12 protein-coding genes, 5 tRNA genes and 1 other annotated feature are annotated in these 15,369 nt (G+C 39.3%); all 17 genes read right to left on the bottom strand.

The window, feature by feature from the left end; genetic code table 11:
* Window positions 1–2 precede the first annotated feature (2 nt).
* Window positions 3–1,037: an ABC transporter permease gene (locus tag VEB00_08635; GenBank protein HYF83079.1), complete on the bottom strand. Its 1,035-nt coding sequence runs from the start codon at window positions 1,035–1,037 to the stop codon at window positions 3–5.
* Window positions 1,030–2,643, bottom strand: coding sequence for a sugar ABC transporter ATP-binding protein (locus VEB00_08640; GenBank protein HYF83080.1), 1,614 nt, complete (start codon window positions 2,641–2,643; stop codon window positions 1,030–1,032). The genes VEB00_08635 and VEB00_08640 overlap by 8 nt, the downstream gene beginning before the upstream one ends.
* A gap of 138 nt (window positions 2,644–2,781) precedes the next feature.
* Window positions 2,782–4,026, bottom strand: a complete 1,245-nt coding sequence (locus VEB00_08645; protein HYF83081.1) for a DUF3798 domain-containing protein — start codon at window positions 4,024–4,026, stop codon at window positions 2,782–2,784.
* A 217-nt stretch (window positions 4,027–4,243) separates the two neighbouring features.
* The gene (locus tag VEB00_08650) at window positions 4,244–4,870 is read right to left on the bottom strand and encodes a response regulator (GenBank protein HYF83082.1); all 627 of its coding nucleotides are present in this window, start codon (window positions 4,868–4,870) and stop codon (window positions 4,244–4,246) included.
* A gap of 29 nt (window positions 4,871–4,899) precedes the next feature.
* Window positions 4,900–6,294 (bottom strand): HAMP domain-containing sensor histidine kinase, encoded by a 1,395-nt coding sequence (locus VEB00_08655; GenBank protein HYF83083.1) that lies wholly within the window; start codon window positions 6,292–6,294, stop codon window positions 4,900–4,902.
* Window positions 6,295–6,339: 45 nt separating this feature from the next.
* Entirely contained in the window at window positions 6,340–6,939 is a 600-nt protein-coding gene (locus VEB00_08660; protein ID HYF83084.1) for a DUF6305 family protein, read from the bottom strand.
* A gap of 24 nt (window positions 6,940–6,963) precedes the next feature.
* Window positions 6,964–8,595, bottom strand: coding sequence for an ABC transporter substrate-binding protein (locus VEB00_08665; GenBank protein ID HYF83085.1), 1,632 nt, complete (start codon window positions 8,593–8,595; stop codon window positions 6,964–6,966).
* Between the two features lie 205 nt (window positions 8,596–8,800).
* Window positions 8,801–10,711: a threonine--tRNA ligase gene (gene thrS / locus VEB00_08670; GenBank protein HYF83086.1), complete on the bottom strand. Its 1,911-nt coding sequence runs from the start codon at window positions 10,709–10,711 to the stop codon at window positions 8,801–8,803.
* Between the two features lie 89 nt (window positions 10,712–10,800).
* Window positions 10,801–11,011 (bottom strand) — a binding site (T-box leader).
* A gap of 48 nt (window positions 11,012–11,059) precedes the next feature.
* A complete protein-coding gene (locus VEB00_08675; protein ID HYF83087.1) occupies window positions 11,060–11,656 on the bottom strand; it encodes a DUF445 family protein in 597 nt (198 codons plus the stop codon).
* 52 nt (window positions 11,657–11,708) lie between these two features.
* Window positions 11,709–12,632, bottom strand: coding sequence for a putative sporulation protein YtxC (gene ytxC / locus VEB00_08680; GenBank protein ID HYF83088.1), 924 nt, complete (start codon window positions 12,630–12,632; stop codon window positions 11,709–11,711).
* A 244-nt stretch (window positions 12,633–12,876) separates the two neighbouring features.
* Window positions 12,877–13,638, bottom strand: a complete 762-nt coding sequence (locus tag VEB00_08685; protein HYF83089.1) for a hypothetical protein — start codon at window positions 13,636–13,638, stop codon at window positions 12,877–12,879.
* A gap of 129 nt (window positions 13,639–13,767) precedes the next feature.
* A tRNA-Cys gene (locus VEB00_08690) sits at window positions 13,768–13,842 on the bottom strand.
* 13 nt (window positions 13,843–13,855) lie between these two features.
* A tRNA-Gly gene (locus tag VEB00_08695) sits at window positions 13,856–13,930 on the bottom strand.
* 7 nt (window positions 13,931–13,937) lie between these two features.
* Window positions 13,938–14,013 (bottom strand) — tRNA-Phe (locus VEB00_08700).
* 8 nt (window positions 14,014–14,021) lie between these two features.
* Window positions 14,022–14,098 (bottom strand) — tRNA-Asp (locus tag VEB00_08705).
* 101 nt (window positions 14,099–14,199) lie between these two features.
* Window positions 14,200–14,275: transfer RNA gene (locus VEB00_08710), tRNA-Val, on the bottom strand.
* Between the two features lie 203 nt (window positions 14,276–14,478).
* Window positions 14,479–15,363, bottom strand: coding sequence for an Hsp33 family molecular chaperone HslO (gene hslO, locus VEB00_08715; protein HYF83090.1), 885 nt, complete (start codon window positions 15,361–15,363; stop codon window positions 14,479–14,481).
* Window positions 15,364–15,369 lie beyond the last annotated feature (6 nt).

Raw genomic sequence — 15,369 nt, forward strand, 5'->3', positions numbered from 1 at the left:
CTCTATCGCTCCTTCCTTGTGAGGGCATATAGAATCATGCCGTTTGACACAAGTAGTCTGACAACATCCGCAATATCCAGTTTGATAGTACTGTTTATTACGACAGGTGCCAGATATAATATACCGAAGGATAAAAAACCTCCGATAATTACGTTTTTGATTGATGCCTTATTAATTGCAGCACCACCTATAAGTATTGCAGCAATAGTAGAAAAGGTATGATTTACCGGAGCTGTGTATAATTGTATGAAGCCGAAGCTTTGTGCATATACTACAATCCCAATAGCTGCAATTACAGTAGATAACACTACCGAAAGGGTACGTATCTTATCTACGTCGATACCTGCTGCTCTTGCATAATCAGGGTTTGATCCGACAGCAGTCATTGCAGTACCGGTCTTTGTCTTAAAAAATCCCCAAACGAGGAAACACATTAAGGCAAAGAACAGGAACATACCTGTTTGAAACTTGAAGTAAGGTCCTATCTTTATAACTAAAATATCACTTAGCTTATTCATCCAATATACGTCAAGATTTATTGTCTGACGCATCCCGTTACCGCCATATCCAAGAATGAGATGAGGGTTTTTAAATGGCAGTACAACCCAAACTATACTCATAAATGCTACTGATGCAAAACCAACATAAGTAGCAATCATCATTTCATCGCCCTTAACCATGTTTAAGAGCTTACCATATAAATATCCTATTATGATTGCAACAATGGTACCAATTATCATAGCTGCAAATAAACCTGCATAGCCCTTTAATTGCAATTCAAGGCTGCATACAGCTCCAAAGGTTCCGGCTATTACGCCCAAGGGAAGTCCGAAATTCAGTCCACAGCCTGATTGTATCATAGGTATAAGTGACAATATCAGAACTGAATACATTCCAAACCTGGTTATCATATCACTAATTGTCAAATCCAGCCTTAGGCCTGCAAAAGGTGCTATTATGAGCATAAATAGTAAGAATGCTGCAATAATAAACCTAGCTATTCCAACTTTTTTAATAAAATTTTGCATACTAGCCATTACAGTCCACCTTCCTTTCATCAAGCTTTATATTGGCCATCAGAAGTCCGAAATTTGTGGATAGTTCAGCAGCATCTAAAATCCCTGATATTTTCCCCTCACTGACAATTGCAATTCTATCGCAGATAGAACGCAGTTCCTCAAGCTCTGAGGATATCATTACTATAGTGGTTTTGTTCTCTTTGTTGTACTTCTTAAGCGCCTCAAGTACAAGTGATTTAGCTCCTATATCTATGCCCCTTGTAGGTTCGGATACAAATAGAAGCTCCGGCTCCAGGTCGAATGCTTTAGCAAGGCATATCTTTTGCTGATTTCCGCCAGAAAGCTCTTTTACTTTCTGATTTTCAGATGTACAGCGTATCTCAAGCTGCTTCATATACTGCTTGGCAGATTCTCTCATTTCCTTTTCCTGTCGGAGCAACAGCCCTCCAAAGATGCGTTTAAGATATTTGTTATGTACCTGCATGGAAGCAAATGCTATATTCCAATAAATAGGTTCGTCAAGTAAAAGCCCTACTCCTCGACGATCTTCTGAAACAAATGCTATCCCGGCATCTAACGACTTTTTAGGTATATTTAGCGGCAGGTCCTTCCCATTATATACGACCTTGCCTCCTGCTGGAAAAAGCCCCATTATTCCATTTGGAAAACCAAGCTTCCCCTGTCCCGCAAGTCCTCCTATACCAAGGATTTCTCCTCTTCGGACTTTTAAACTAACATCATGAACATACTCACCTGGCATATCAACCCAAAGATTTTGTATTTCCATGATTATATCATCATCATTATCGGCTGATTTTGCCCTTTTCTGCTTTTCGCCGCCCATACCCCTACCGACCATCCATTCAGCTATCTGAATAATAGTTACGTCCTTTGAAGGTGTATCCTTTACTATTTCGCCATCTCGCAAAACAATAATAGAATCACATACATCAATTATCTCCTGCAAACGGTGTGATATGAAAATAATCGATATCCCTCTCTCAGCCAATTTTCTCATGGCACTAATGAGAATCTCTGCTTCAGACTCTGTCAAAACTGCAGTAGGTTCATCGAGAACAAGCAGCTTTACCTGCTTCCTATCTATTTCACGGGCAATTTCCAAAAACTGCTTATGACCGACAGGCATCTCAGATACCAGCATATCCGGAGGTATCTTAACTCCAAGGGTATTAATTGCATCTTCTGCATTTTTTCTCATTTGCGGCCTGTCAAGTGTACTAAGCTTTTTTCCCAATATTTTCGAAATAATACTTTCATTTAATAATTCCCTGTTCAGCATTATATTCTCTGTGCTGGTAAAGCCAGGTATAAGTGAAAACTCCTGGTGAACCATCCCAATGCCTGCATTCAAGGCATCCATAGGGTTTTGAAAATTAATTTCGGCTCCGTCAAGGTATATTTTACCTTCATAGCCTCCAGTTTCTATTATGTCATTCATTCCAAAGAGGATTTTCATCATAGTGGACTTACCTGCACCATTCTCACCAACCAAGCCAATAATCTTACCCTTTTCAAGGTTAAATGATACATTCTTAAGAACACGATTTCCATAGAATTCTTTGCCTACATTCTCAAAACGCAACAAAAAGTCGCCTAAAGCCAATTGTTCCACCCCTTCCAAACAGAAACCAATATATTTCCTGTTTTTCTATTCCTTTAACTAATCTTTAAGGGTATAGAATTCAATTATCCCCTCTAAAGTATAGAGGGGATAATTTGAACTCCCTTTAGTGGTTAAAAATTATTTTATTTTCAAATACTTTTCTGGCACTGGTGTGTTTGTTGATCCAGTATAACCCTTTCCAAAAACGTAAGTGTCTTCAAGAACAAGCAAGTAATTCTTCATAACTTCGCCAGTCTTTACATCTGCATAGTTTGTAGTAATCCAGTTTCCGCCTGGTGTAAGAGTATTAAACGCTTCTATAACAGCCTTTGTATCATCTATCTTTGCTTTGCCGTCTATAACGTTTTTAGCAAATTCGCCAAGTGCTGCGGAATTACAATAGCTGAATGAGAAAGGAGCTACTGGAATTCTTCCTGATCCGCCCTTTGCTACAACAGCTTCTTCAATTTTCTTTGTGATTGCCGGGAAATCTCCTGCAACATCTTTAAGGTCAAGACTAAGTGCTGCTGGGAAACCTATCAAAGGAGTTGGTGTATCATTCTCACCATAGATAGCTCCGTTGTCTATTACCTGCTTAATCAATGGCTCTGAAAGTCCATCATTAGTTGTAAAGAAAGCTGAATCCTTGCCATACTTTGCAATAAGTGCAGGCATCATCTGAAGCAACTGAGCCTGAGCACCTGCAAGACCTATATCAGTAGCTGGGTCTGGAGCTGTTTCGAAAGCAAATGCTATGCCTAAATCTTTACAAGCTTCTTCCATTATTGCTCTTCTTCTTGCAAGAAGTTCAATACTCATATGACGTGGGAAGGAAATGTGAACAAAAGTCTTGGCTCCCATATCCTTAGCATTCTTAACCATGTAATAACCACGGGATATGTTATCAACGTCAGAAATTAAATCTGCAGCTTTTGAAATAACATTCGGGTCTTCCTGTGGCATGCCAACTAACAATAAAATGTCAGGTCTTTTTTCTCTTATCTGCTGGAAAGCAGGAGCTGTTCCGCCAACGCCCTGGTTAACTACTATTGCCTTCATATCTGGGTCGTCAGCAAGACCTGCAATAACTGATATTGTAGTTTCAAGCTCTGATGCGAAGTTGTCCGGATATGTAACATGCTTTATCATACCGCCATCTTTTACATCGCCATACTTTTTAATAAGATATTCTGCACCTCTGGCTTCATCTTCAGCCTGTGAATATGTACCAGTAACAATACCTATGTGGTACTTCTGTGCTTCAGGTGCTGCTGCTGCTGGAGCCGCTGCTGCAGGTGCTGCTGCTTGCTCTGCTGGCTTAGCGCATGCTACAAGACTAAAAATAGTAACAAGTGCTAAAACTAAAGCTAATATTCTTTTCATTCTTTCCCCTCCACTTAATAATTTTATTATTAGACTGAAAAGCAATGCTTTTCAGGTACTAATCTATACAAGTATGTATATTCACAACCAATCATAAAATACTATTACATTATCTCTTTGCTTATCGAGTTAAAAAATGCTTTTATAACTTAACTTGTTAATTTCGTGAATTATCGGATTATTCCTACTTTTATAACATATTTCTCTGAACTTTTTTTCAAATCAGCTTATATTTGTTTTTAGGCCTTCCAATCTGACCATAAATAGGAACGATTTCTATCTTTTTTTCCTCAATCAAGTACTGTACATATCTGTGTACGGTCTGATATGCAAGGTTGAGACCATTGGTTATATCATCGATGGTAAGCCCCTCTCCCTTTTCTCTGAAATAATCGCATATAATACTCAAGGTTGCGGGACTTATTCCTTTATCAATATATACCTGATGCTTTTCTTCAATATATTTCTGCTGAATTTCATTTATTCTCAAATTCATTTTTATGCGAGAAATTAAGTCTGGCGATTTAATTGGTTTAATGGCAAAATCAGTTGCACCAGCTTCAATGAACTTTTCTGCAATTTCTTGTCTTTCGTCAACAGTCAGCACTAATATGGATACGGCATTATCGAGCAGACGGATTTTTTTCACTGTAGTGAGTCCATCCCAATCGGGCATATGATAATCTACTATTGCCAGGTTCGGTTTATATGTTTTGCACAGCTCATAGCCCTGTCTTCCATTTGACGCAGTAACTGTCTCCCAGCCCCCATGCAGGCATATCTCCTGAATTGTATAAACAATGTCCGGCTCGTCATCTATTATTACAATTTTGGGCATATTCATTTTTTTCAACTAAGTCACCTCCACATATGCTAATTACCTGATATTTGCAGGACTTCAACCGATGGCAGGAAAATCGTTGCTGTCGTTCCTATGTTCTCCTGACTTTGCACTTCAATTGTTCCATCATTGTCCATGAATATTCTTTTTGCAAAAGGCAGCCCCAATCCGGAAGTATTATTTGTAGAATAACCTACCTCCCATATTAGCTGAAGATCCGATTCCTTTATGCCGATACCGTTGTCCTGCACAACTATATTAATTCCTCTTTCAGCTGCCAATACCTCTAATTTTATCAATTTAAAGGGATGCCTGTAGGGAACTATGATTGCATTTTCAAGTATGTTTATTACCGCTCTGGCAATTCGTATTTTATTTACATATATATCCGGAAGATTATCTTCAATATAGATTTCAAATTTAATCTTTTCATCCTCCAGGGGAAGCTGTGCTCTTATATAACTGATCAATTCCGTTACTTTAAGTCTCTGGTGTGAGGATTCATAGAGAAAGCTGGAAATCATTTCACTCATTCTCGTAACCGAGTTTTCAATTCGATTGCTGTATTCACTTAACTTATCCTGCCCACTGGCAGTAAGCAACAAGGAATTCAAACCGCGAATTGTCACAAGCGGTGTTTTCAAGTCATGCACCAAAGACTTGACCTCTTGATATACTCGGTTTTCCAGAGCTTTTGTTCTCATACTTCTTATTTCATTTTCTTTTTCGTAATTCTCCCGCATCATGTGAATGTTCCTGGAGTAGCTTATAAAAAGAGTAGCCGTAATGAAAGCCGATATAATAAAAGGAAGAAAAAATGCAGCCCCTGAAAAGTTCAACACCGTTTCAGAGTGCAAATATACGCCTGATATTTTAACACTGTACAGGATATCACTTTGTCCAAATCTGTAGACCGAAAAAATCGGCATGATGTTAAGCCAGTGAAATGCGAAAAAGACCTGTATGGACACTATAAACACCTGAATGAAGCTGTTAGTTTCCCCAAACAATTTTCCGAAAAGAAACAGCGTTATAAGCAGCGCTAATATTGTTGATACAGGCTCCCACGGAAGCTCAAATATAAGAGAGTTTGTCCAATGTAAAAAAATAATTGTAATTAATGATACCAGAAAAATGTCAAATCGGCTTAACCAGTCCTTAAGTTTCGAATGAAAAATCACCAGCATTGTTCCCATGAAAATAAAGGTGCTTTGAATTGCGTAGAGGAAGTTAATGGAGGCAGATGCAAGTATAAGATGTCCGCTGTCCCCTGTATTTATGGCTTCTCTTATCTTCTCTATAATATCAAACCATATAAGCTGAGAAAAGACAGGAAAAAGAAAACCGAGGCTGATAAGTAAAATGCCTCCTGTCATAAATGTTTTCGGATACTTTATCTCACTCATTTTTATTTCATTGGTTATCATTATATGACCTCTTCCATTTCCTTGCTTATATAGCATTTCTGGTAATCATCGAAAAGCTGAAGCAAAAGGCTCAGAAATATCGTTTACTTTATTTACAAGCGTCAATGGTATATCCCCATCCTTCGCCAGTTCAATCAGTATGCTCGCTCTACTTGACTCTCTCATCCCTACCAGATAATCTGTTTGTTTGCCTATAAGCCTTAGAAGCTCTTCTGTCTTATTGTCTTGAAGCTGCTCGCTCCCTATTACAACAGTCAAAACCGTCAATTTGTCTTCTTTTGCCTTTTGAAGAAGCTTCTCAATGCGTAACTTCTCTTCCTCGTAGCTTATGCCCTGCAGCTTCGCGCCCAAAGAACTGTACCCTACCACAAACACAATTGTTTTAATATCCTTCAAATCCACATCCCTTGCCTGAGGCATAAAGAAGCTTCTGATCATTAATTGGTTTGAAATATCACGAATAATATACGTGTCGGTGCTTTGCCCCGCAGAAGTGATAATAACTGGTGTATTCGCTATTGGCCGAGGCAGACCGGGAAGTGTAAATATTTTAGTCTCGCTTTTTTCCGTGAAGGGCATATTTGTTAAGATAAGCAGAATGATGAGGGTTGCCAGTAGTATTGCTCTAATAAACTTTTGTTTCATAGTTTTCCACCTGCTGCCCTTTCATCACTCTAAATCAATGTCGACGTTCTCCAAGGACTCAACACCTGTCATATGTGGTGCATATCCCTTTACCGACAACCGTGCCGCCAATGCCGGCATGGTATGTACCAGCGGAACTGAAGGTGCATCATAATTCACCATTTCCTGCACGCTTCTATAAAGGCTTCTTCTGAAAACCATGTTGCTGGTTTGTCTTGCTTGAGCCAGCAGCTGATCTACTTCTTTACTCCTATAGAAAGAGTAGTTGCCGGCCAGTCCAGGTTTGGCATTTTCAGAAGCCAGCAAAGTGTATAAGAAATTGTCTGGATCGGTAAAGTCTCCAGTCCAGCCAATTAGAGCCATCTGGTGTTCACCATCGTGTATCTTCGCAAGATATTCATTTAAACTGAACACCTTAATTTCCGCGTCAATATTTACCTGCTTAAGGTTATCTTTAATGAACTGTGCTGTCTCCAAAGGCTTTGGGAAATAATCCCTTGCCGCATCCATTACCCATAATGTTGTTTTAAAGCCATTGGGGAAACCTGCTTTTGCCAATAGCTGACTGGATTTTTCCGGGTTGTATTCATAGGACTCCAAATTATCATTATAACCCCAAAGGAAGGGCGGGATATATGTTTTGGCAGGTTTAGCCAAATTGTCAAATACATCATTTATCAGTTTTTCTTTATCGATAGCATGGTTGATAGCTACCCTAACCTCTCGTACATTAAAAGGTAACTTTTCATTATTCATAGCTAAATAACCGACATTAAAGCTAGGTCTCAGATATAAATACAAATTGGGATCATATTTAATATCTGCAATATCGTCAGGACTTAGGTTATCCGCAATATGGATTGAGCCTTGTCTCAACTCATCCAGCCTATCTTTGCTTAAGGGAATAACCCTAAACTCCACTTCGTTGACCTTGGCAGCATAGTTCCAATACTTGTCATTTCTTATGAGAGTAATGTTCTTACCCCGTTCCCAGCTTTTAAAAATAAAAGGTCCGGTTCCAACAGGATGCTCGTATGTGTCCACTCCATATTTCATTATGTTTCCAGGGCTTGATATGCCAAATACCGGCATTGCCAACGCGTTTAAAAACGGAGCATAAGGCTTATTAAGCTTTATTTCTACGGAATAATCCGAAATTGCTGTCACACTTTTTACAAAACCAGGGAAACCGCCGAATATATAATTCCAATAGCTGAATGAGCCATTGTGATATGTGTTATCAATGTCCATCCATCGCTGGAAATTAAAAACAACAGCTTGCGCGTTGAAAACAGTATCGTCATGAAATTTTATTCCCTGGCGCAGCTTGAATACCCAGGTGAGTCCATCCTCACTTGATTTCCAGCTTTCAGCCAGGCAGGGAACAATTTGATCTCCCTCTTTTTCACTCTTTACCAAGGTTTCTAATACGTTAACCGTCACTTTGAAGGAATCCATATCAGTAGTGCTAGCAGGGTCCAAGCTGACCGAATCATTGGCACGGCCTATAACAAGCGTTTTTCCCGTATCACCATGGCTGATGTAGTTAATATCCCACCCTCCCCGGCTGGTTGTCTCTTTTACGCATCCCGACATGAAAGCGATAATAAATGCAGTCATAGAAAATATTAGAAATAGTTTATTACCTTTTTTCATGTCTTCACCCCATAATGAAATGTGCACAGATATTTGTTGTGCTAAAGCACCTGCATGTCCACTAATATGATTGTAGCTTAAATTAATTAAAAAATCAAAAAATTTGGTGAAAGAAAGACAGTAAGAAGCTTGCCAATCGGTTTAGCTTATTACTGTCTTTCTTTAGCAGTAAATGATTCTTACTACTATATATTTATATATTTGTTTATTTGTTTATTTTGTTTTCTATTTCCTTTGTGATTTGAGCGAGAAATTCCTCAAACTGCATTACTCCCTTGTCTCCTTCTTTTCTGTCTCTAACTGCAACAGACTCTGTCTCCATTTCCTTATCGCCTACTACAAGCATATAGGGAATTTTCTGCATCTGAGCTTCCCTGATCTTATAACCCACCTTCTCATTCCTTGTATCAGCTTCTGCACGCAGTTCGAGCTTTTCAAGCCTTTCCTTAAGCTTCTCAGCATAATCCTTCTGCTTTTCTGATATAGGAAGTATCATTATTTGTACTGGAGCCAGCCACAGGGGGAATGCACCAGCAAAATGCTCTGTGAGTATTGCTATGAACCTTTCTATGCTTCCGAAAATAACTCTGTGTATCATAACGGGTCTGTGCTTCTCTCCGTCTGCTCCTACATAAGTAAGGTCAAAACGTTCAGGCATCTGCATATCCAATTGAATAGTACCACACTGCCAAGTACGTCCTATGCTGTCCTTCAAATGGAAATCGATTTTGGGTCCGTAGAAGGCTCCATCCCCTTCGTTTATCTTATAAGGCTTGCCAAGGGAATCCAGAGCATCTCTCAGTGCGTCTGTAGCCATATCCCACGATTCTATTGTCCCAATAAATTTCTCAGGTCTTGTTGAAAGCTCCATATTATATTCAAAACCAAACAGGCTGTAGAAGGAATCAATCATTTTCGCTACGCCTATTATTTCTTCTTTTATTTGTGAAGGCATCATGAATATATGAGCATCATCCTGTGTAAAGCATCTTACTCTCATAAGACCATGCAAAGCTCCAGCGAGCTCGTGTCTGTGGACCAAGCCCAGTTCTGCCATCCTTATAGGAAGCTCCTTATAGCTGTGCATCTGTCTCGCGTACATCAGCATCCCACCTGGACAGTTCATCGGTTTTATTGCATAGTTGTTCTCATCAATAGTCGTAAAATACATATTTTCTTTATACTTATCCCAATGTCCTGATCTATGCCACAAATCTTCATTCAGTATAACTGGTGTCTTAACTTCGAGATACCCATTTTTTCTATGTTCTTTTCTCCATAGATCCTCCAGAACATTTCTAAGAATCATTCCCTTGGGGTGGAAGAATGGAAAGCCTGGGCCTTCCTCAAGAATGCTATAAAGGTCAAGCTCCCTGCCAAGCTTTCTATGGTCTCTCTTCTTTGCTTCCTCAAGCATGTTAAGGTATTCATCCAACTGACTCTTTTTTACAAAGGCAGTACCATAAATTCTCTGAAGCATTTTGTTCTTCTCACTGCCTCTCCAGTATGCTCCCGCTACACTTAGGAGCTTAAGTGCCTTTGCTTTGCCTGTACTCGGGGCATGGGGTCCTGCACATAAGTCAGTAAAGTCACCCTGCTTGTAGAAGGATAGTTTCGCATCTTCAGGAAGATCATTGATCAGCTCCACCTTATAGCTCTCACCGAGCTTGCTCATCATATCAATGGCTTCTTTTCTTGGAAGCTCAAATCTCTCAAGCTTCAAGTCCTCTTTAACAATATTCTCCATTTCTTTTTCTATCGCTGCAAGGTCCTCTTCTGAGAAGGGCTTATCTGAATCAAAATCATAATAGAAGCCGTTGTCGATTGCCGGCCCTATTGCAAGCTTTATACCTGGATAAAGCCTCTTGACTGCTTGGGCGAGAATATGGGAGGAAGTATGCCTCAATGCATGCTTGCCCTCATCATCGTCAAAGGTTAGAACCTCAAGGCTGCAATCCTCATTTACCGGCGTGTTCAAGTCAACCACCTTGCCATTTATTTTTGCGGCTATAGCGGCTTTTAACAGCCCGCTTCCTATGGAAGCTACAATTTCTTCAACAGTAATACCCTTCTGATACTCCTTAACAGAACCGTCCTTTAAAGTTACTTTTATCATAAAAATACCTCCTCTTAGGTGAATTTGAAAAAGCTGCACTTTTCAAAACACCGTTATTTAATAACGCAAAAAATAAAAACTCCCGCCCCGAAAGGGGCGAGAGACATTCTCGCGGTTCCACCCTGATTTGAACTCTGGATTATAACGTAATCAACGTCAAGGCTTACTAAAGCTGTACGCTTTTTCAACCCGCTGCTACGAGGTGGTCTTCAAACAATTCATCCAAGGAATGCTTTCAGCCTTTGACATTCCCTCTCTTTTGGAGTACCTTGCTTTACTCGTCCTCATCACTGCATTTAAATTGTATTATTTCCTTAAGATTATACATTATTCATAATATAATGTCAATTAAAGAATTCTTATGATTATAGCCTGAAATAGACCTATTATTCCACCCAGAAGTCCCCCAAGCAGTTCAATATACTTCAATTCCTTGGACGTAAGGCCTAATATTAGCTTTTCCATATTTTCCAGCTCGAGTTCGTCAATTTTTTCTTCTACCATTTCACCAATCTTGATTTTATGTACCGAATTGTTTATTATACCATCAATAGAGCTGTTTAGAATAGACATGGCATCTTTATTAATCTGCTCCTCGAAATAGTCAATTATTTTGCTTTTAATAGAATATGGAATAATGGATGGGATTTTATAATCTATAACTTTAAGCAGCTTTTCCTTTATTATGCATAAAGCTTCCTGTTTGTTCTGCTCCGTCACAAGCTTATCAAAAATCTCATGTATAGAGATAAGCTCTTGCTCTACAACCTCTCCAATACTTTTTGAAATATCATGTCGCCTTTTGGGTATAAGTCCTTGTATTGTAATATTCAAAAGTGGCAATTTAAAAGGTTTTATAGGCCTGAAAAGCATTTTTATCGCAAGTACGTTTGTAAGCCAGCCGATTATTGCTCCTACAACTATCAGAAATATTGCTTCATACATTTTACTGTCCCCCGATTGTCATTTGTATTATACATTATAGCACAAATGACAATCAGAGACTATATTTGTTTGTTTCCTTGCCCTCCGCCTGGCTGCTGCATAAATCGCATTTATTGCATACGGTTATTCTTTCAGCAAATACATTCATGATTGTCTGAAGCAGTTCTTTGTTCTTAAAACTTTCCATATCATGTATTATTATTTTGTTAGGTGAAATTGTTATAAGAGTACTAATCAGCAAATCGTCATAGTTAATGCTTTCATCAAGCATTTCCGAGCGCAGCTCGTCAAAATATTCACTACTTACGCGGTTTCTGCTTTCATCATACATTATATATCTTCCGTCCTTGGATTGACATAAATGTATGGTGTCTATCTTACACTCTTGAATCTCCACAAAATATCTCAAAAGCTTAATAAATTCATTGTACTCCCTTTCAGCTACAAAAATCTCCAAAGCCCTTTCTATAGTCTCGTTCAGCTCGTTAATATATGCATTCAGCCTGAAATTAACGAAGCCTTCTATATTAATTTCATTTTCAACATCCAGATATTCAAGTATGCTTCTCATTATCCTGCTTCTTCTAGTTGCCTTATAAAAGCCACCTGGCTGCATCATTTTCTCCTCTTTTAAGAGTTTCAGGGCATTTCCAATAACACTGGCTCGCTCCCTTTCACTTAAATAAAAGAAGTTTGCTTTGGCTAATTTCCTTAGCAGCTTCAGTTCATAGTGTGATATTATTACTTCTGTCAAAGCTTTGGAAAGTGTATATTTAAGCTCTTCGTAAGCCTTCTTTTCAGTCAGTATGTTCAAGAGCTTATCCCTTATGCCGCATCTTACAAAAAGCGCATCGCCTGCATAATAATCATCAATGACAACGTCGATACCATCCTTCTTTGCCTCATCCAACTGTCTATATATATCTGCTTTTATTATCTCTGCATTATCGCATACACCAATTGCTACAAGAAACATTTTTCCAACTCCCTCCTTTATTGAACGTTGTGAGAACTAGAATAAGAAAGAATCCGTTCAATAACTTATAAAGAAATCAAATAAGAATGGTCTTTCATAAATAGTATCTGCGTAAATATTTCTTGTATTCAAATCCCAATGACAGGTGAAGCTCCTTAAAATGTGGCTGTGATTGACTTTTCGATGTTTTAGCTGTCATCAATATACTTGACCTGTAAATGTTTCAATTATGTATAAATATTTTCTATATTTTTTGAAAGCATTTCAAAGGTATAATTGATCCATAATCCACTGGCCTTTCATCCCATAGCATTGTTGCCTCAAATCCTCTATCGCTTAGGAATTCAACTAACTTGCCGCTGTCTTCCAATACTTCAAGATTACCTGTGAAGGCTATATGCTTTTCCGAAATAAGACCGCTGGCACCGCCTATAAAACCATAATTCAGATTTTTCAGTTCTATTCCTCCAGGCTTTATTAGCAGACTTTCAATCCCATATTTTTCTACTGTTTCCGAAAGCTTTAAATCGGAGGTAATGATTGTTCTGCTGTCAAGTATGCAGGTTGAGCACTTTGTATAGCCTTGACTGACATGTATCAGCCTTACATTTTCCTTTTCCAGTGATTTTACTACCTCTGCATCAGTATATTTCGTATTGTGAAAAGCAAAATTTCCCATTCTCAATATATTATATGCAATATTGCCCGGATAGTTTCTAACCAGCCAAGTTGCACCCTTTGTCACTGCAAATCCTTTTTTCTCAAGTGTTGGTGCCATACTGTCAAATACATTTGGAGCCAGAATTATACTGTTCTCTCCCATATGCAGCAGCTGCATGTCCGGATGACCGTCCACCGCTTCGTAAAGGTCTTGACACCTAACAGTTTTAATTAATTCAATACCCAAAGAAGTGAGACTTGCTTCTATCTCTCCATTTATTCTATAATCCACAAGAGCAAGACTTACATTACCATCTGGTATAAATGGTGTTTTCAAGAAATCCAAAATGATTCATCCCTTTCTTTTTGCTCCGAAGCACCGCTAAACCTATTGCCCTTGGCCTCTCGCCTATTGCCCAAAAAAATATGTACAAAAAACAAAAAAACTTATTGTATCCAATAAGCTGAAATTATTTGGAGGCGACACCCGGATTTGAACCGGGGAATAGAGGATTTGCAGTCCTCTGCCTTACCACTTGGCTATGTCGCCCTTTATAAAATTATGGAGCGGGTTACGAGATTCGGACTCGCGACTTTCACCTTGGCAAGGTGACACTCTACCACTGAGTTAAACCCGCATATTAGTGGTGCCTTGGGGCGGAATCGAACCACCGACACGAGGATTTTCAGTCCTCTGCTCTACCGACTGAGCTACCAAGGCAGGTATGATGGCGACCCAGAACGGGCTCGAACCGTCGACCTCCAGCGTGACAGGCTGGCATTCTAACCAACTGAACTACTGGGCCATCATTTAATTTGTTACAAGTATTTAGTTTACTCCGCAAATGCTACGTATCACATTAAGGAATGTAAGTCTTTTTACCTCCACGTTGTTACGGTAAAAAGTTGGTGGGGACAATAGGGCTCGAACCTATGACCCTCTGCTTGTAAGGCAGATGCTCTCCCAGCTGAGCTATGCCCCCGCTAAATCTTGCGACATCACCTAGTATAACTCACAGATGACTCAAAGTCAAAACTAGAATTTTTTTATTTCTTACATTTATCAATTTAATGCACAGTATTTCTCTAGAAAGCTTTGGAATACTACATTATCTGTTTATAGATATTTTACATTTGATGTATTATATAATAAGTTTTTACGATTATTCTAATTTTATACAATTATTTATGTTGTCGCCTTCTCAAGCAGTACGATCAGCTCTTCCTTATCAAAGTGATACTTGCTGTTGCAGAAATGACATACCAGTTCTGCGTTTCCCTGCTCATGTATAAGGTCTTCCAGCTCCTGTCTTCCTACACTTATAAGTGCTCTTTCCAGCCTCTCCTTGTTGCAGTTGCACCGGTAGACTACCTGTTTCTCTTCATACACCTTGTATTCTATGTCTCCCAATATATCCTTTATCATACCTTCAGCATCCAGGCCCGCACTTATCATATCCGTTACAGACTTAACTCTGCCAAGCCGCTCTTCAAGCTTTGATATCATAGTTTCATCCGCCTCTGGCATCAACTGTATTATGAAGCCGCCTGAAGCTGCCACATGCCCGTCAACCTCAACCAGCACTCCAAGCCCAACTGCAGTAGGTGTCTGTTCCGAGGTCGCAAAGTATGAGGATATGTCATCCCCAATCTCTCCGCTTATAATAGGTATTTGTCCTACATAGGGCTCTTTCATTCCAAGATCCTTTATAACAGTCAGCAGCCCATCCACTCCGACTGCTCTTCCCACATCCAGTTTGCCTTCTTCCCGCTGCATCAGTTCTACATTGGGATTAGTTATATACCCTCTTGCATTCCCGGTATAATCAGATATGGCCACTATGCTTCCTGCAGGTCCCTTTCCATTTATCTGAACTGTCAGCGTATCTTTTTCTGATTTGAGCATAATCCCCATCATGCTTCCTGCAGTCAGCATTCTTCCCAAAGCTGCAATGGAGACAGGACTGCAGTCATGAATTTTTCTGGCTTCCTCTACCATCGCCGTAGTAATGCAGCTAAAGAATCTGATGCTTTCATCTGTGCTTGTTCCTCTTATAATGTAATCCTTCATGTTATC

It is taken from the genome of Clostridia bacterium, from assembly GCA_035628995.1.
Classification (GTDB): Bacteria; Bacillota; Clostridia; order Lutisporales; family Lutisporaceae; genus BRH-c25.